Raw genomic sequence first — 18,930 nt, forward strand, 5'->3', positions numbered from 1 at the left:
CACACCCCGGAAGGTGTAAGAGACATCTACAACGGCGAATGCAGCCAAAAAAGAAAGGTACAGGAGAAAATCCATCGCGTCTTCCACCAGTACGGCTATGAAGACATAGAAACTCCGACATTTGAATACTTCGAAGTATTCAGCCGCGAAGTAGGAACCATCCCATCCAAAGAACTCTACAAATTCTTCGACCGCGAAGGCAACACTCTGGTACTCAGACCAGATTTCACCCCGTCCGTATCCAGAGCCTGCGCCACCTACTTCTCCCCGGACAAAGAACCAGTAAGCTTATGCTACACCGGCAACACATTCATCAACAACTCTAGCTATCGAGGCCATCTCAAAGAAACCACACAGATGGGCGTAGAACGAATCGGAGATGAATCCGCAGACGCAGATGCAGAACTTCTCGCCATGACAGTCGAATGTCTCCTGGCAGCAGGACTGACAGAATTCCAGGTCAGCGTCGGACAGGTAGATTACTTCAAATCCCTCTTAAAAGAAGCAGAACTCGGCCCCGAAGCAGAAGAACGCCTCCGCACCCTGATCTCACAGAAAAACTCATTTGGAGTAGAAGAATTCGTAGCAGAGCAGAAAATTAAAGACAGCATGGTAAAAGCCTTCATCGAAATCCCACAGATGTTCGGTTCCGAAGAAGTCTTAAAGAAAGCCAGAAGCCTGACAAACAATGCATGCGCACTCGAAGCAGTTTCCAGACTCGAAGAAATCTATGAGATCATGAAGATCTACGGCTACGAGAAATACATCTCTTTTGACTTCGGAATGCTCAGCAAATATCAGTACTACACAGGAATCATTTTCCAGGCATACACCTATGGAACCGGCGAGCCAATGATCAAGGGCGGTCGTTACAATGGCCTGATGAAACACTTCGGTAAACCAGCGGCATCTATCGGATTTGCGATTGAAGTAGACAACCTTCTTCTTGCACTTTCCAGCCAGAAACTGCTCTCTGAGAAAGAGAGAAGCCGGAAGTGATCGAATATGAGCCACAGGATCGTGCACAGGCAATCAAAGAAGCACAGAAACTTCGCGCAGAAGGCAAATGTGTGGCATTACGTTTGAAAAAGGAGGTCAGATAAGCCATGAGATACCTGACAGTTGCCCTTACCAAAGGCAGACTTGCCAACAAAACAATGGAAATGTTTGAGAAAGCAGGAATCACCTGTGAAGAAATGAAAGATAAAGATTCCCGCAAACTGATCTTTACAAATGAAGAATTAAAAATGAAATTCTTCCTTGCAAAAGGTCCGGATGTTCCTACCTATGTAGAATACGGCGCGGCAGACATCGGAATCGTCGGAAAAGATACGATCCTTGAAGAAGGCCGTAAGTTATATGAGGTTATGGACTTCGGATTTGGAAAATGTAAAATGTGTGTCTGCGGACCGGAGAGTGCCAGAGAGGTTCTGGAGAACAACCAGCTCATCCGTGTGGCGACCAAATATCCGAATATCGCAAAGGACTACTTCTTTAACAGAAAACATCAGACCGTAGATCTGATCAAATTAAATGGTTCTATCGAGCTGGCACCGATCGTTGGTCTGTCAGAGGTTATCGTAGATATCGTAGAGACAGGAAGCACATTGAAAGAAAATGGTCTGAAAGTATTAGAAGAGGTTTGCCCGCTGTCTGCCAGAATGGTTGTTAACCAGGTAAGCATGAAGATGGAGAACGAAAGAATTCGCAAACTCATTGAAGATTTAAGAAGAGTTCTGCAGGAGGAAATGTAAAGATGCGTACAGTAAAATTAACAAAAGAATCCACAAAAGATATTCTTGAGAATCTGCTGAAAAGAAGCCCGAACAACTATGGGAAATTTGAATCCACAGTAGCTCAGATTCTTGATAAAGTAAAAAATGAAGGAGATGCAGCACTCTTTGCCTACACAAAGGAATTTGACAAAGCAGATGTAACAAAAGAGACAATCCGTGTCACGGATGCAGAGATCGAAGAAGCATATGCGCAGATAGATCCTGCACTTCTTGGCGTTATCCGCAAAGCACTTGTCAACATCCGCAAATATCATGAAAAACAGATTCAGAACAGCTGGTTTACAAGTGGGACAAACGGAACTATGCTCGGCCAGAAAGTGACTCCGTTAAACAGAGTAGGTGTTTATGTACCTGGCGGAAAAGCAGTTTACCCATCATCCGTACTTATGAATATCGTACCTGCAAAAGTAGCAGGAGTACCGCACATTGTTATGACAACACCTCCTGGAAAAGACGGCAAAGTATGTGCATCTACACTGGTAGCTGCCAAAGAAGCAGGGGCAGATGAAATCTACAAAGTAGGAGGCGCTCAGGCAATCGGCGCACTGGCATTTGGAACAGAGAGCATCCCGAAAGTAGATAAGATCGTAGGCCCTGGAAATATTTTCGTAGCCCTTGCAAAGAAAGCAGTATACGGATATGTAAGCATTGACTCTATTGCAGGTCCAAGTGAGATTCTTGTTCTGGCAGATGAGACAGCAAATCCACACTTCGTAGCAGCAGACCTTCTTTCCCAGGCAGAACATGATGAACTTGCCTGTGCGATCCTGATCACTACAAGCGAAGAATTTGCAGCCAAAGTAGATGAAGAAGTAAAGGGCTTCGTAGAAGTCCTTTCCAGAAAAGAGATTATCCAGAAGTCTCTTGATAACTTTGGCTATATCCTTATTGCGGAAGATATGGACGAGGCAATTGAAGCAGCCAATGAAATTGCTCCGGAACATATGGAAATCGTGACAGCCAACCCGTTTGAAGATATGATGAAAGTAAAGAATGCAGGTGCGATCTTTATCGGAGAATACAGTTCAGAACCTCTGGGAGATTACTTCGCAGGTCCGAACCATGTACTCCCAACAAACGGAACAGCCAAATTCTTCTCTGCACTTTCTGTAGATGATTTCATTAAGAAGTCAAGCATTGTATATTATTCTAAAGCAGCGTTGCGTGACATTCACAAGGATATCATCCAGTTTGCAACCTCCGAACAGCTTACTGCACATGCAAACTCTATTGCAGTTCGTTTTGAGGATGAGGATAAATAATAGCGTCAGATCTTTTTAAGAAATAAATAGAAGAGAAGCTATCCAATCCATTACATATTACAGAGAGAAAAACAGCGAGGACGTAATTATGGCAAGAGAAGCCTCAGTAGAGAGAAATACAAAAGAAACCGAGATTAAATTAAAGATTAATCTGGACGGAACCGGATATTCCGATATCGAAACAGGAGTGGGATTTTTTGACCATATGCTGGATGGATTTACCCGTCATGGACTTTTTGACTTAAGTGTCAGAGTTCATGGTGACCTTCAGGTAGATGATCATCATACGATCGAGGACACAGGAATTGTTCTCGGAACCGCATTAAAAGAAGCAATCGGCGACAAAAAAGGAATCAAGCGTTACGGCAGCTGCATCCTTCCGATGGATGAATCCCTCGTGCTCTGTGCGATTGACCTGTCCGGAAGACCGTATTTTGCATGGGATGCAGAATTCACTACAGATAAGATTGGCGATATGTCTACAGAAATGGTAAAAGAATTTTTCTACGCTATTTCTTATTCCTGTGGCATGAACCTCCATATCAAGGTTCTGACTGGTGGAAACAACCATCATATGGCAGAAGCCATGTTCAAGAGCTTTGCCAAAGCACTGGATGTAGCAACATCTTATGACCCGAGAATCACAGATGTATTGTCTACCAAAGGAAGCCTTGCGTAATGTAGATAATTGGTAAGTATTCAGCAGTCTACTATCCCGCGAGGTGTTTTGGCATGAACATGCCAAAATCCCGAGACATACAAGTCAAAATCCCATCGCCGAAGGCGATTTTTAATCGTAACTGTGAAGGTACTGAACAGTTACGATAATTGCAGAATAATGAAAGATGTTCCCGGAATAGCAGGAAAATAGTATTTTCTGCGGGTTCTGTGGAACATCTTTTGAGATAAAGATAAAATAAACCACTATATAAAAGTTAATCAGGAGAGAGTAATAAAGATGGAAAATACAGCAAATTTAAAGAGCAGCATCGCCTGGTCGGATTTCAAATTAAACAGCGACGGAATGGTACCTGTAATTGCACAGGATTATCAGACAAATGAAGTTCTGATGCTTGCATACATGAACGAAGAAGCATTTAACACCACACTCCAGACCGGCAAAATGACCTACTGGAGCAGAAGTCGCAATGAGCTTTGGACAAAAGGTCTCACTTCCGGACATCTTCAGTTTGTAAAGTCTCTTACATTAGATTGCGATAACGACACCATCCTTGCAAAAGTAGAGCAGATCGGTGCAGCCTGCCATACAGGAAACAGAACCTGCTTCTTCAAAACACTGACAGAGGCAGTAAAGTAAGAGAATCAACGTTGTTTCTCACATAGTGTAAAAACATCAATAGGAAATATATATAAATTGTATTGACATTTTTTATTAAATGTGATAAAAAAAGAGTATCCGAATTGAATATGTGCAATGTTATAGCGCAAAGGTTACATCATATATGATGTGCAAAAGAGAATCCGGTGAGAATCCGGAGCGATACCGTCACTGTGTATGGGAGCTGCCTTTCAGAGACCACTGGGCTGCCGGGAAGGGGAAAGCGGCGATGATCGAAGTCAGGAGAACTGCCTTGGCGTGGAATTTAAGGTCTGCGGTATACAGAACCTATATTCTCATAACTATACATAGCTCTTTTATATAAATGAATCAGGCAGTCTGATTGAATTATGAATTGTGAGATATCTGGCTGATTCATTAAAAACCATGTATTTATGGGAAAGTGGCAGCCGCAGAATATGTGGCTGCTTTTTTGCATACGTCTGTCCGGAAATACAAGAAATAAAAGAGGAAAAACAAAATGAAAAGAAAATCCATGTTAGCTTTATTACTTGCAGTATCTATGACCTGCTCCATGACAGCAGCAACAGGTGCAGTAGCATTCGCATCTGACGACACAGCAACAGAAGAATCAGCAGATGATGCAACAGCAGATGACGCTGACGCAGCTGATACAGAGGAAGCTTCCGATGACACAACAGAAGCATCTGATGATGATCAGAAAGCAGCAGATGAAGTAGCTGCCCTGATCGATAAGATCTATGTTCAGGAAAGAACAGATACAACTGATGAAGACTGCAAAGCAGCAAAAGAAGCATGGGACAAACTGACAGATGCTCAGAAAGAGCTGGTAGAAGGTGAAGAAGCAAGCCCTGAATACTTTGGCCGTGACACAGGTGACGCTTCCAAAGATGATCCGCGTAACCAGGATGAAATCGGTGAGAACGAACTCCTTGTAGTAAGCTTTGGTACATCTTTCAACGACAGCCGTGCAGAGGATATCAAAGGAATCGAAGATGCTCTTGCAGAAGCATATCCGGACTGGTCAGTAAGACGTGCATTCACAGCACAGATTATTATCAACCATGTAGAAGCAAGAGATAATGAAGTAATCGATAACATGCAGCAGGCACTTGACCGTGCAGTAGACAACGGTGTTAAGAATCTTGTTGTACAGCCTACACATCTGATGCATGGTGCTGAATATGATGAAATGGTAGAAGCTATCGACGGATATAAAGATAAATTCGAATCCGTAGCAATCGCAGAGCCAATGCTTGGTGAAGTTGGTGATGACGCTACAGTAATCAACGACGATAAGAAAGCAGTTGCACAGGCAATCACAGATGAAGCATGCAAAGAAGCTGGATTTGATGATATGCAGGCAGCAGCAGATGCCGGTACAGCATTCGTATTCATGGGACATGGAACATCCCATACAGCTAACGTAACATATGATCAGATGCAGACACAGATGGATGACCTTGGATTCACAAACGCATTTATCGGTACTGTAGAAGGTGAGCCAGAAGATACAGCTTGCGAAGCAGTTATCGAGAAAGTAAAAGAAGCTGGATTTAAGAATGTAATTCTTCGTCCTCTGATGGTTGTTGCCGGTGACCACGCTAATAACGATATGGCTGGTGATGATGAAGATTCCTGGAAATCTCAGTTCGAAGCATCTGGTGATTTCGACAGTGTAGACTGCCAGATCGCAGGTCTTGGAAGAATTGAAGCTGTAGAAGATCTCTATGTAGAGCATACAAAAGCAGCAATCGATTCTCTTGGAGCATCTGATGAAGCAGCAACAGACGATGCTGATGCAGAAGCAGCAGATGATACAAAAGATGAGGCAGCGGCTGACGATACACAGACAGAAGAAGCAGCAGATGATACAGCAGAGGCTGATGCTGAATAATAGAATAAAAAGTTATTTCTTTAAATAACATTGTCCAAACAAATAAACTGCCCGGAGAACTTGCAGAAGTTCCCGGGCAGATATATTATATGATAAGAGAGAATGATATTTTTTACCATATAATATATCTGGTATGTATTTTTATGGTTACTGTTCACTGGTAATATCCCGCGAGGTGTTTTTTGTGAGCGAAGGTCACAGAAAACCCGAGACATACCGCGCGAATTTATGCGATTAGCATAAATTCTGTGCATCGCGAAGCGTGTTGCTGGGAACGGAGTGAACAGTAACTTTTTATGTTTTGGATAATATGATATCAGGGTCAAAAGGTCAGAAAGTCGCTCGTGTTTGCACGATAAGACTTTTGAACTTGGGACCTGCCAAACATGAGAGAGTAGCGATTTACGTAGTAAATCTGCGGATTATGAATATATAAAACAAGGAGAGAAAAATCATGAAAAAACATTCATTTACATTATTAATGTCAGCACTTACTATTTCCGCAACACTTCTTGGAACAAGCCCGATTCTGGCAGAGACAGACACCGACACAGCGACAGAAGAGAGCGCCGATAAGGAAGAAAGCACAGATAAAGCTGATTCGGAAGAATCTGATGCAAAGAATACAGATGCAAAAGCAGAAGACGGCAAGGATGCAGACGCAGCAAAAGGCGACACATTAGAAGATGGTACATACACAGCAGAATTTGACACAGACAACGGAATGTTCCATGTAAACGAAGCAAACGATGGAAAGGGAGTCCTTACCGTAAAAGATGGCAAAATGACAATCCACGTAAGCCTTGCATCTAAAAAAATCGTAAATCTTTTTGCGGGCAAAGCAGAAGATGCCCAGAAAGATGGAGCAGAACTCCTCGAGCCGACAACCGATACTGTTACATACAGCGATGGAATGAGCGAAGAAGTATACGGATTTGATATTCCGGTACCGGCACTTGACGAGGAATTTGATGTAGCCTTAGTCGGAACAAAAGGAAAATGGTATGACCACAAAGTAAGTGTTAAAAATCCGGTAAAAGATGATTCCGCTTCCACAGATGCAAACGCAGAAGATAAAGATGCAGATTCCAAATCTGAAGATGCACAGACAGAAGATACAAAAACAGAGGATGCTAAAGCAGAGGATACAGATAAAGATACTAAGGATGAGGAAAGTAAAGGCAAAACATTGGCGGATCTGAACCTTGAGGATGGCGACTATACTATGGAAGTAACTCTCACAGGTGGTTCAGGCAGAGCAACTATTGATTCTCCGGCAGCAATCAAGGTTGAAGGCGATAAAGCTACAGCAACAATCGTATGGAGCAGCCCGAATTATGACTATATGCTGGTAGACGGCGAGAAATACGAACCAGTCAACAAAGATGGAAATTCCACATTTGAGATTCCAGTCAGTGTATTTGATGCAGAGATGGATGTGACAGCTGATACTGTAGCAATGAGCGAGCCTCATGAAATCGACTATACCTTAAACTTCGATTCCACAACTGTCAAAGAAGCAAAGACAGCAGATGACAAAGAGGCTAAATAATAAAAAGCAAAACAGGAAAAGAAAAAGATAAGATTATGAGAAAAGTAAATTCAACTGAAAAACAGCAGAGGATATGGCACCATGGCTTTCTACTGACTATGTTGCTACTTGTTTGCACCTGCATTTTTTGCACTGTACATACAGCACAGGCGGCAGACGAGGCCAAAACTCCGACGGAGCTTCCTGGACTGACATACGATCACAGTATGGAACTTTCCTATGCAGAAGAGTTCAGCGTAGATTACTATAATGATGGATATGCCCTCATCACGATTGCTGAGGAAGGGCAGTTTCTTGTAGTGCCGGAAGGAAAAGAAGCACCGAAAGGTCTGAGCGAGGATATCACAGTTATTAAGCAGCCACTGAATAATATTTATCTGGTGGCAACCTCAGCTATGGATCTCTTCCGTGCCATCGACGGCATTGATAATATTCGCCTCTCCGGAACAAAAGAGAGCGGTTGGTATATTCAGGAAGCAAAAGATGCCATGGAATCCGGAAAGATGATTTATGCAGGCAAGTACAATGCACCGGATTATGAACTGATCCTGAATGAAGGCTGTGGACTTGCCATTGAGTCAACTATGATTCATCATAATCCTGAAGTACAGGAGAAACTGGAGCAGTTTGGTATCCCTGTAATGGTAGAGCGTTCAAGCTACGAAAGTCATCCTCTTGGACGAACAGAGTGGATGAAATTATATGCAGTTCTTCTGGGAAAAGAGGATGTGGCGGAGAAAGCGTTCAAAGAACAGACAGACAAGCTTGATAAAGTTCTTGCATCCGATGACAAAGATACAGGAAAGACTGTGGCATTCTTTTATATCAATTCTACAGGTGCTGTCAATGTACGAAAGAGTAACGATTATGTATCTAATATGATCGAGCTTGCAGGCGGCAAATATGTTCCGGAAGATACAGGCGAGAGTGATAACGCCCTTTCTACTATGAATATGCAGATGGAAGAATTCTACGCTAAAGCGAAGGATGCGGATTATATTATTTACAACAGCACCATTGACGGAGAGCTGTCAACCATTGATGAACTTCTTGCCAAGAGCAATCTTCTGGCCGATTTCAAAGCAGTAAAGGATGGAAATGTATGGTGCACAGGTAAGAACCTCTTCCAGGAAACCACAGAACTGGGAACTATGATCGAAGATATTCATACGATTCTTACGACGGATAATGACTCTTTGGATGAACTTTCTTATATGCATAAATTAAAATAGAACAAGCACAGTATTTTTGGATAAGTGAAAATGATTTAAACGGGGACAAAAAATATCTTTTGTCCCCTGAATTGTATAGAAGCTAAATTGTTCCATAATGTTCCTATGATATTAAAAGTCTTCCGGGCAGAATCGCACTGTGGCGGAGAGCAATTATGTCGCTAAAGAGACCTGCCACAGGCGGAGAACCCTGCTTGCAGGATTCTTTCTTGTAGATTTTGACTCGTAACTGTGAAGTTACTGAACAGTTACAGATAATCAAGAGTTACATATATAAAATAAAACAGATAGAAGGAAAAGAACATGGATGATAAAAAACGTGCAGCCAGATACTGGCTGGCATTTCTTATACTGGCAGTACTGCTGGTGATTTTATTCGTCTGGAATGTAAATGCCGGAAGTATCCATCTTTCGGTAGGTGAGATCATGAATATCATTTTCAGACATGAAGGCAATGCCACTGCCTACAATATTATATGGGAAATCCGCCTGCCAAGAATTCTGGCGGTAATTATTCTGGGCGGAGCGCTTTCCGTATCAGGATTTCTCCTTCAGACATTTTTTAATAACCCTATTGCAGGACCTTTCGTACTTGGAATCTCTTCAGGAGCCAAGCTTGTAGTTGCGCTTCTGATGATCTTCTTTCTCAGCAGATCAATCTCTATGGGGTCTGCGGCTATGATTATCGCAGCTTTCATAGGATCTGATGATTTCCATGGGATTTGTTCTTCTTGTTGCAAAGAAAGTCCACAATATGTCCATGTTGGTCATCAGTGGTGTCATGATCGGATATATCTGTTCCGCAATCACAGATTTTGTAGTCACCTTCGCAGACGATTCCAACATTGTTAATCTTCATAACTGGTCACTGGGAAGTTTTTCTGGAATGTCATGGGGAAATGTACAGGTAATGGTAGTCGTGGTGCTGATTACGATGGTGATTGTATTTTTTATGTCAAAGCCAATCGGCGCCTATCAGCTGGGTGAGGTTTATGCCCAGAATATGGGAGTAAATATCAAATTGTTCCGTATAGGTCTGATTTTATTGTCAAGTATTCTGTCAGCCTGTGTAACGGCTTTTGCGGGACCGATTTCTTTCGTAGGAATCGCAGTACCTCATATTGTAAAAAGCCTGCTTAAGACAGCCAGACCACTTCTTGTGATTCCGGCATGTTTTTTAGGTGGTGCGGTATTCTGTCTTTTCTGCGATCTGATTGCCAGAACGGTATTTGCGCCGACAGAACTTAGCATCAGCTCCGTAACTGCTGTATTTGGTGCGCCGGTGGTAATTTATATCATGATCCGCAGGCAGCAAAGAGTATAAATGTTTCGGAAAATATAAGAATAATAAATTGCAGGATGGGCAGGAAAATATGGAAGAGAAGATAACAAAAACAGAAAATAAAAATACACACCAGAAGGAACGGTATTTCTTCTATACAGACCAGTTGACAGTAGGCTACGATGGAAAACCTCTGATCAAAGAAATCAATATTCAACTAAAAAAAGGTGAGATTCTGACACTCATCGGTCCGAATGGAGCAGGAAAGTCAACAATTCTTAAGAGCATCACCAGACAGCTTGCCACAATAAGCGGTACCGTCTATCTGGATAAACAGACGATGTCTAAGATGTCTAATAAAGAAGTATCTCAGAAACTGGCAGTTGTTTTGACAGAGAGAATGCGTCCGGAGCTTATGACCTGTGAAGATATCGTAGCAACGGGGAGATATCCATACACAGGAACTCTTGGGATTCTTTCGGCAGAAGACAAGGCAAAAGTAAGAAAAGCAATGGAAACCGTTCACGCCTGGGACTTAAAAGACAGAGATTTTACAGCTATCAGTGATGGCCAGAGACAGAGAATTCTTCTTGCGCGTGCTATCTGCCAGGAGCCGGAGATCATTGTACTGGACGAGCCGACTTCTTTTCTGGATATTCGTCACAAATTGGAACTGCTTACGATCTTGAAGCAAATGGTTCTGGATCATCAGCTTACGGTGATCATGTCTCTTCATGAACTGGATCTTGCACAGAAGGTGTCTGACAAAGTAATCTGCGTCCATGGAGAATACATAGAGAAATATGGTGCCCCGGAAGAAATTTTTACTTCCGAATATATCAGGAATCTATATGGAATTACCAGAGGAAGCTACAATGCAGCATTTGGCTGCGTAGAAATGGAAGCGCCTAAAGGAACTCCACAGGTATTCGTAATCGGTGGAAACGGAAGCGGGATACCGGTTTACCGGAAATTGCAGCGCCAGGGAATTCCTTTTGCAGCAGGCGTTCTTCATACCAATGATGTAGACTATCAGGTGGCCGGCGCATTGGCAGATAAGGTTATTTCGGAACAGCCATTTGAATGCATTTCCCAGAATGCCTGTGACCAGGCAGCAGAGATTATGAGACAATGCAAAGAAGTCATTTGCCCATTAAAAGATTTTGGAACTATGAATGCAAGAAACAGAGAACTCCTTCAACTCGCAGAAGAACTTGGACTCTTAAAAAATAAAGCATAATTTTATGTTACTGTTCACTGGTAATATTCCGCGAGGTGTTTTTTGTGAGCGAAGGTCACAGAAAACCCGAGACATACCGCGCGAATTTATGCGATTAGCATAAATTAAGTTTGCGAAGCAAACGATACTCCTTGGGCTTTGCACAAGGAGGTTCATATTTCCTGCATCGCGAAGCGTGTTGCTGTGAACGGAGTGAACAGTAACAATTTTATCTCAGAGAGATTCCTGGGTTTTAACCAAATCAATACCATTTACTGACAATGTGTGATATAATAGGTCTCATCAATCATCCAAAGGAGAGGCTTATGGATAAATTATATATCGTTATTCCGGCGTACAACGAACAGGATAACATCGAACAGGTCATTAATGACTGGTATCCGGTTATTGAAAAGCATAACGGAGATGGTCAGTCCCGTCTGGTTATCATTGATGACGGAAGTAAAGATTCTACATATGAAAAATTAAAACAATATGCGAAGACACGTCCGTTACTGACTCCTCTGACTAAGCCAAATGGCGGCCATGGGGCAACAGTACTCTACGGATACAAATATGCGTTAAAGAACGATGCGGATTATATTTTTCAGACAGATTCTGACGGACAGACACTTCCTGAGGAATTTGAACCATTCTGGGATCACCGTGAGAAATATGATATGGTGATTGGCTGGAGAAAAGAAAGACAGGACGGTGCTTCCCGGGTATTTGTGACGAAGACATTAAAACTTGTGATCCGTATCTGCTTTGGAGTGACTCTCACAGATGCGAACACACCTTACCGTTTGATGAAAGCGGAGACTATGTGTAAATACATTCGCCTGATACCAAAGAATTTTAACCTGTCCAATGTCCTTCTGGCAGTTATTTACAAGAAAAAGGGCTGTACGATTAAATATCTTCCTATCACATTCAGACCGCGTCAGGGCGGGGTAAATTCTATTAATATGAAGAAAATCTGCAAGATCGGCAAACAGGCAGTGATAGACTTCATGAAATTAAATAAAATCATTCGTAATACATAATAGAAAAAATACATTTTTGCTGTTCACCTGTGGTAGCTATAGGGTGGACAGCATTTTTATATTTATCTTTTATATCATAGGTAGTTACTTTATAATATTTCTATGATAATGATAAAATGCACTCGTGCAAGACTCTTTCTTGCCTCGAAATATTCAGATAAATGTCGAATTATATAATGAAATGTCGGACGAATTTCGTTGACTTTTTTGAAAAATGAAATTACAATGATGGACGTAACAGGACAAAACACAACACTATATGACACAAAATGATACAAAATAAAACGAGAATCAAAAAAGCAGGTCTTCTGATAAGACTTACCTGATTCGGTCAATCATGAAAGATAGTAGGGAGAAAAGTATAAGATGAACAAAACGAATGAATTATGTGAAATGGAATTAACAGCTGATACCGAGGAAAGACTGTCTGTTTTAAAAAAGAAACTGGGCGCAACAGACAGGTATATTCAGCAGGACAACAGAGATCTTGCAGAACTGGAAAGCAGATATGAGAAACTGGATATATCATATCCTGTAAGAAGATTTCTGGATGATTACATTGCATGTATGCAGACGAAATACGAGCGTCTTGCAGATCTGTGTTATCTGGCAGGGGTAAAAGAGGCCATGGATACTGCTGTTGCAGAGAATGAATAAAGTGTATTAAAAAAGTGTATTAAAAAAGAAATCTCTTGTTTTATTTGTCGAAATAGGATATTGTAAATATAAAAAGAAAATTCTTTTAAATATAATCTTATAAATGTGGGATTTTCAGGGCAGATAAGGAGAGATGAGAAGATGCATAAGAGGAATAAATTTATAAGCCTGGGACTTAGCTTTATACTGGCGGCGATGCCCGTATCATCTGTGGCGGCAGCTGAATTTTCAGACGGTACAGCTTACACATCTGATACAGAATTTGAGGATGGAACAGAAGGTGATGTGGAAGATGATACAGAGATTACGGCAGAAGAACCGTCGGATGAGGGGGCCTCTTTCAAGGAGAGCATGATTCCTGACGCGGATGACACGACAGATAATGAGAAACTCCTTGAAGAGTATCTGAATCGTATCCTCTATGAACAGGATCTGTCTACACAGCCTGGAACTTCTGTGGCAGAGAGTGTGCTAAGTGGTGTGCAGCAGGCATTGTATGAAGAACTTAAGAGTAAGATTACGACAGTAGCATCGAAGGGTGGCTCTACGAAATTTAGTATCAGTGCAGATCTTGGACTGACCTGGCAGACTACAGCAAGGGGAAAAGCACTTGACAAAGAAGTATCTTCGCATTTTGATGCACTAAACACTTCAAAAATCATTAACTGTTTGTTAGTAGACTGTCCATATGAACTATACTGGTATGAAAAGACGGCATCCACCACATGGGAGATGGGATACACGACGACTACAACAGGAAACAAAACAACTGTAAGGATCAAAAATATTTCTGTAAACATGCCGGTGTGCAACAGTTATGCTTCAGGAAGATATAAAGTAAACGCAAAAATCGTACAGCTTGCAAAGCAGGCAGCAGCCAACGCCAGGATGATCGTGCGGAAATTTAGCAGCTATACAGAAACTGAAAAATTAATAGGATATAAAGAAATAATCTGTTATCTTACCTCATACAATGATGAAGCTGTAGAATGGGAAGAATATGGAGATCCATGGCAGCTGATTTATGTGTTTGACGGAGATGACAGTACAAACGTAGTCTGCGAAGGTTATTCCAAAGCATTTCAGTACTTATGTGACCTCAGTGATATTACCTGCTATACAGTGACTGGTACGATGGATGGCGGCACAGGCGCAGGACCTCATATGTGGAATATCGTGGAAAATGACGATAAATACTACATGGCAGATATTACAAACTGCGATGAAGGCACAGTTGGGGAAAATGGCGGTCTGTTTCTGGATACCCCGATTTCCGGAAGCATTTCCAAAGGATATACATATGCAATAGAGAGTACAGACATGCACTATGCATATGACACAGAAACCAAGACACTATATGGGACAGGAAAGAATTCGGTTCTTCTGATGACACAGGATGCCTATTCTGTAGATGGATTAACTGCGAAACCTGCGAAAACATCGATTACAGGCATATCAAATGCGACAGCCGGTAAACTTGTGCTTACCTGGAAGAAGTCAAAAGGGGCAAAAGGATATGAAATCTACCGCAGGACAGGAACGACAGGTTCTTATGTAAGAGCAGCAGAGATCAAATCCGGCTCAACAGTAAAATACACAAACACAAAATTGAAAAAAGGACGCACATATTATTACAGAATAAGATCATATACATATGATAAGAATGGGAAAAAAGTATACAGTGGATGGTCTGCTGTAAAAAGTAAGAAAGTAAAATAAACGCAGTCAGTAAATTCTCAGTGCCATCACGAAAAATAATATTGAAAGTACTTTCATAAAAACAGAGTATAGAGTTTTAAGGGATTTTCTTGCCATGTATGGAACATCATGATACAATGAGACACGATATGACAAAGAAAATCCCTTAAATTATAGGAGGAATATTTATAATATGTGTGGAATCGTAGGATTTACAGGTGATCATCAGGCAGCACCAATATTATTATATGGTCTGTCCAGATTGGAATATAGAGGATATGATTCGGCAGGACTTGCAGTCCGCGATGGTGAAGGCGATACAGCAATCATTAAAGCGAAAGGACGTTTGAAAGTTCTTGCAGACAAGACCAGCGACGGAGAGAGCGTGCCTGGAACATGTGGAATCGGACATACCAGATGGGCAACTCATGGAGAACCGTCTGAGACGAATGCCCATCCGCATATGAGTGATGATGGAAATGTGGTAGCTGTTCATAATGGAATTATCGAGAATTATCAGGAATTGAAAGATAAACTCATCCGCAATGGTTATGAATTCTATTCATCCACAGACACAGAAGTGGCTGTTAAGCTGGTGGATTATTATTATAAGAAATATCTCGGAACACCTGTTGATGCCATCAATCATGCAATGGTACGTATCCGCGGCTCTTATGCGATGGCTATCATGTTCAGAGAATATCCGGGAGAAATTTATGTGGCAAGAAAAGACAGCCCGATGATCCTTGGAGTGGAGAATGGCGAATCTTATATTGCATCTGATGTTCCGGCAATTCTGAAATATACCAGAAATGTTTATTATATCGGCAACCTGGAAATGGCACGTGTCAGAAAGGGCGAGATTACTTTCTATAACCTGGATGGTGATGAGATTCAGAAAGAGCCAAAAACAATAGAATGGGACGCAGAGGCAGCAGAGAAAGCGGGCTTTGAGCATTTCATGATGAAAGAAATTCACGAACAGCCAAAGGCAGTGCGCGATACATTAAATTCTGTGCTCAAAGATGATCAGATTGACCTTACAGAAGTAGGTCTTACTGAAGAAGACATTCGCACAATCAGCCAGATTTATATCGTAGCATGCGGTTCCGCTTATCATGTAGGAATGGCGGCTCAGTATGTGATTGAAGACCTTGCCAGAATTCCGGTTCGCGTAGAACTTGCATCTGAGTTCCGTTACAGAAATCCAATTCTGGATCCGAACGGACTTGTGGTTATTGTCAGTCAGTCAGGTGAGACAGCAGATAGCCTGGCAGCACTTAGAGAAGCAAAACAGAGAGGCATCCGTACTCTTGGAATCGTTAATGTGGTAGGATCTTCCATTGCCAGAGGCGGATAATGTATTTTATACATTGGCTGGACCTGAGATTTCCGTGGCAACAACAAAAGCATACAGTACCCAGCTTATCGCATCTTACGCGTTGGCAGTACAGTTTGCCAAGGTCAGAGAGCAGATTACAGAGGAGAAATACCAGGAACTTATCGCAGAATTGCAGACACTTCCGGATAAAATTTCCAAGATCATCGAAGATGATAAGGAACGTATCCAGTGGTTTGCCGCTAAACAGGCGAATGCAAAAGACGCCTTCTTCATTGGTCGTGGAATTGACTATGCAATCAGCATGGAAGGAAGCCTGAAGATGAAAGAAGTCAGCTATGTACACACAGAAGCCTACGCAGCCGGCGAACTGAAACATGGAACGATTTCTCTCATTGAAGATGGAACTCTGGTGATCGGTGTTCTCACCCAGAATCATCTCTATGAAAAAACAGTCTCCAATATGGTAGAGTGCAAGAGTCGTGGTGCATACCTGATGGGACTTACCACATACGGCCACTACAATATAGAAGACACTGCAGACTTCACAGTCTACATCCCGAAAACGAGATCCGCACTTTGCCGTAACATCACTTGCGGTTATTCCGTTACAGCTGTTAGGATATTATGTCAGTGTAGCTAAGGGCCTGGATGTGGATAAACCGAGGAGCTTGGCTAAGAGTGTAACTGTAGAATACGTAAATATAAGTATATAGTGTTGCTTTATACTACACTAAAATGGTTTCATGTTATCATTATCTAAATTGAAAGATTTGATAGTATGAAGCCATTTTTATAATGTTGTTAGATAATACAGGAAGCGAAAAGATATTTGATAAACGCAAAGAAACTCTTTAGAGATGGTGGGTTGAATTTCAAAGTAATGTGTTTTACAAAAATAAAGCGTAAAGAAAATGGAGTGACTAAGTTTGAATGATAAAATAGTTGTCTGTTCAGGTAAGGGCGGACAGAGAGAAATGGCAGAGTCTTTTGCCAGGAAAAATAATGTGCCGATCGTGGAGAAACCGGGAGAGCATCTGACGGTAATGTTTGATGCCAATGGTGTATCTCTGACAGGATATGGCCTGACTTATCAGGGAGATTTTGAGAATATGCTCCACAGAGTTACAAATGGAAGACTTTCTCATGAAATGCTGGTGCGTGCAGCTAAGTCTGACGGGGAGAATTTGAAGGCAATTGATGCTACCGCTGGCATGGGAGAGGATGGTTTTCTTTTGGCAGCGTATGGATATCAGGGATTGAGATCTATGAACAGAATCCGGTGATTGCTGCTCTTTGAAGGATGCACTCCGCCGGGCAAAGAAGCACCCGGTATTAAAAGATATTGTAGCCAGAATGAAACTGGTAGAAGGTGACAGTGTAGAATGTCTGGCGAAACTTATGGATCCGATGGACGTGATTTACTGGATCCTATGTTTCCTGAAAGACAGAAGTCCGGTCTGATCAACAAAAAGCTTCAGTTAATCCAGAAACTGGAACCTCCGTGTTCGGAAGAAAAAGATCTCTTTGATGCGGCTGTCAAGGCCAGCCCATCCAAGATTATTGTAAACATTTCACGCTCTGAAAAGTGTATATCTTGATAGTCGGAACCGTCATACATACTAAAGGGGAAAGCAATCCGCTATGACTGCTATGTAATATAAAAAGTATTGGTATTCACACATGTGAACAGTAATAGAACAGAAATGATAACATTTTATGACAAAATCTTTACGAAAAAATGGTTTCATGTTATTATTATCTCATATGAGTTAAGAATAATGGCATGAAGCCATTTTTAATTGAGAGGTAATCAGATGAAGAAAAAGTTATTCAATAAGCGGGGATGCAGGGGTAAAAAGCTGGCAATTGGTTTTATGGCAATATTTCTGTGCGGAATGCAGCCGGCACAGTCAGTTATGGCAACGATGCACTATGACAGAAGACAGACAGTTGCTTCAGAGCGATTTGAATCTTCTGTAGAAACATTCAGTGCAGCTTCTGTGGCAAGAGCAACGGTAAATAAGAATGCATGGAAGAAAATCAATGGTGTCTGCTATAACGGAAGCGGCAAGCCTATTCCAGGTGCGATTACCAGAGGAATTGATGTATCAGAGTGGCAGGGAAAAATCAACTGGGAAAAAGTTAAGAGTTCTGATGTTGATTATGCGTTTGTACGTATTTCCTATGGACTGAATTATATGGATAAAAAATATGATTATAACATGGAGCAGGCGGAGCTTGCCGGTGTGCCTGTAGGAACTTATGTATATAGTACGGCGAAGAATACAGCAGGGGCATTAAAAGAGGCACAGCTGGCTATCAATAAGATGAAGGGGTATAAGGTTTCCTATCCTGTAGCTTATGATCTGGAAGATTCGAAAATTCAGAAACTGTCAAAAAAGACTGTATCCGAAATGGCTCTGGCTTTTTGCAATGAGGTCCGCCGTGCCGGATATTATCCGATTATCTACTGTAATACATACTGGTATGATAATTTTATAGACTGGAGTATGCTTTCTGGCCTTGACGTGTGGATCGCCAGATATGGCGATACGATTCAGGCACCAGACAGAGCGAGGTATTCCTATACGATCTGGCAGTCTACCGATGGAAATACAGAAAGTGG

At 41.8% G+C, this 18,930-nt stretch carries 15 protein-coding genes, 3 pseudogenes and 1 riboswitch; all 18 genes and pseudogenes read left to right on the forward strand.

Annotated features, from left to right (window positions below; all coding sequences use genetic code 11):
- A partial coding sequence (gene hisZ, locus AC058W_RS08185) for an ATP phosphoribosyltransferase regulatory subunit (RefSeq protein ID WP_479389949.1) occupies window positions 1-999 on the forward strand: 999 nt, incomplete at its 5' end.
- A 107-nt stretch (window positions 1,000-1,106) separates the two neighbouring features.
- Window positions 1,107-1,754: an ATP phosphoribosyltransferase gene (gene hisG, locus AC058W_RS08190; RefSeq protein ID WP_117676408.1), complete on the forward strand. Its 648-nt coding sequence runs from the start codon at window positions 1,107-1,109 to the stop codon at window positions 1,752-1,754.
- A gap of 2 nt (window positions 1,755-1,756) precedes the next feature.
- On the forward strand, window positions 1,757-3,058 hold the full coding sequence (gene hisD, locus AC058W_RS08195) for a histidinol dehydrogenase (RefSeq protein ID WP_119242167.1): 1,302 nt from the start codon (window positions 1,757-1,759) through the stop codon (window positions 3,056-3,058).
- An 88-nt stretch (window positions 3,059-3,146) separates the two neighbouring features.
- Entirely contained in the window at window positions 3,147-3,737 is a 591-nt protein-coding gene (gene hisB, locus AC058W_RS08200; protein ID WP_117676410.1) for an imidazoleglycerol-phosphate dehydratase HisB, read from the forward strand.
- 303 nt (window positions 3,738-4,040) lie between these two features.
- Window positions 4,041-4,364: pseudogene (gene hisI / locus AC058W_RS08205) on the forward strand (phosphoribosyl-AMP cyclohydrolase); the annotation flags it as partial.
- Between the two features lie 126 nt (window positions 4,365-4,490).
- Window positions 4,491-4,667: riboswitch (cobalamin riboswitch) on the forward strand.
- A 211-nt stretch (window positions 4,668-4,878) separates the two neighbouring features.
- Complete coding sequence (locus AC058W_RS08210; RefSeq protein WP_117844429.1) at window positions 4,879-6,276, forward strand: sirohydrochlorin cobaltochelatase; 1,398 nt, start codon at window positions 4,879-4,881, stop codon at window positions 6,274-6,276.
- 454 nt (window positions 6,277-6,730) lie between these two features.
- The gene (locus tag AC058W_RS08215) at window positions 6,731-7,828 is read left to right on the forward strand and encodes a hypothetical protein (RefSeq protein ID WP_117676413.1); all 1,098 of its coding nucleotides are present in this window, start codon (window positions 6,731-6,733) and stop codon (window positions 7,826-7,828) included.
- Between the two features lie 98 nt (window positions 7,829-7,926).
- Window positions 7,927-9,060, forward strand: a complete 1,134-nt coding sequence (locus AC058W_RS08220) for an ABC transporter substrate-binding protein (RefSeq protein ID WP_479389953.1) — start codon at window positions 7,927-7,929, stop codon at window positions 9,058-9,060.
- Window positions 9,061-9,363: 303 nt separating this feature from the next.
- Window positions 9,364-10,384: pseudogene (locus tag AC058W_RS08225) on the forward strand (FecCD family ABC transporter permease).
- 49 nt (window positions 10,385-10,433) lie between these two features.
- Complete coding sequence (locus AC058W_RS08230) at window positions 10,434-11,582, forward strand: ABC transporter ATP-binding protein (protein ID WP_117676416.1); 1,149 nt, start codon at window positions 10,434-10,436, stop codon at window positions 11,580-11,582.
- Window positions 11,583-11,887: 305 nt separating this feature from the next.
- Entirely contained in the window at window positions 11,888-12,607 is a 720-nt protein-coding gene (locus AC058W_RS08235; RefSeq protein ID WP_117676417.1) for a glycosyltransferase family 2 protein, read from the forward strand.
- A 366-nt stretch (window positions 12,608-12,973) separates the two neighbouring features.
- Window positions 12,974-13,264, forward strand: coding sequence for a hypothetical protein (locus AC058W_RS08240; RefSeq protein ID WP_117676418.1), 291 nt, complete (start codon window positions 12,974-12,976; stop codon window positions 13,262-13,264).
- Window positions 13,265-13,405: 141 nt separating this feature from the next.
- On the forward strand, window positions 13,406-14,983 hold the full coding sequence (locus AC058W_RS08245; RefSeq protein ID WP_479389950.1) for a hypothetical protein: 1,578 nt from the start codon (window positions 13,406-13,408) through the stop codon (window positions 14,981-14,983).
- A 172-nt stretch (window positions 14,984-15,155) separates the two neighbouring features.
- A pseudogene (gene glmS / locus AC058W_RS08250) lies at window positions 15,156-17,017 on the forward strand (glutamine--fructose-6-phosphate transaminase (isomerizing)).
- Between the two features lie 213 nt (window positions 17,018-17,230).
- Window positions 17,231-17,587: a class I SAM-dependent methyltransferase gene (locus AC058W_RS08255; protein ID WP_479389951.1), complete on the forward strand. Its 357-nt coding sequence runs from the start codon at window positions 17,231-17,233 to the stop codon at window positions 17,585-17,587.
- Between the two features lie 10 nt (window positions 17,588-17,597).
- Window positions 17,598-17,765 carry a hypothetical protein gene (locus AC058W_RS08260; protein WP_479389955.1) on the forward strand — a complete coding sequence of 56 codons (168 nt, stop codon included), beginning with the start codon at window positions 17,598-17,600 and terminating at the stop codon, window positions 17,763-17,765.
- On the forward strand, window positions 17,735-17,902 hold the full coding sequence (locus AC058W_RS08265) for a hypothetical protein (RefSeq protein ID WP_479389954.1): 168 nt from the start codon (window positions 17,735-17,737) through the stop codon (window positions 17,900-17,902). The genes AC058W_RS08260 and AC058W_RS08265 overlap by 31 nt, the downstream gene beginning before the upstream one ends.
- A 216-nt stretch (window positions 17,903-18,118) precedes the next feature.
- The coding region (locus AC058W_RS08270) for a glycoside hydrolase family 25 protein (RefSeq protein ID WP_479389952.1) at window positions 18,119-18,930 on the forward strand (812 nt) is incomplete at its 3' end.

Source organism: Blautia sp. CGZ-1-C1 (assembly GCF_056504575.1).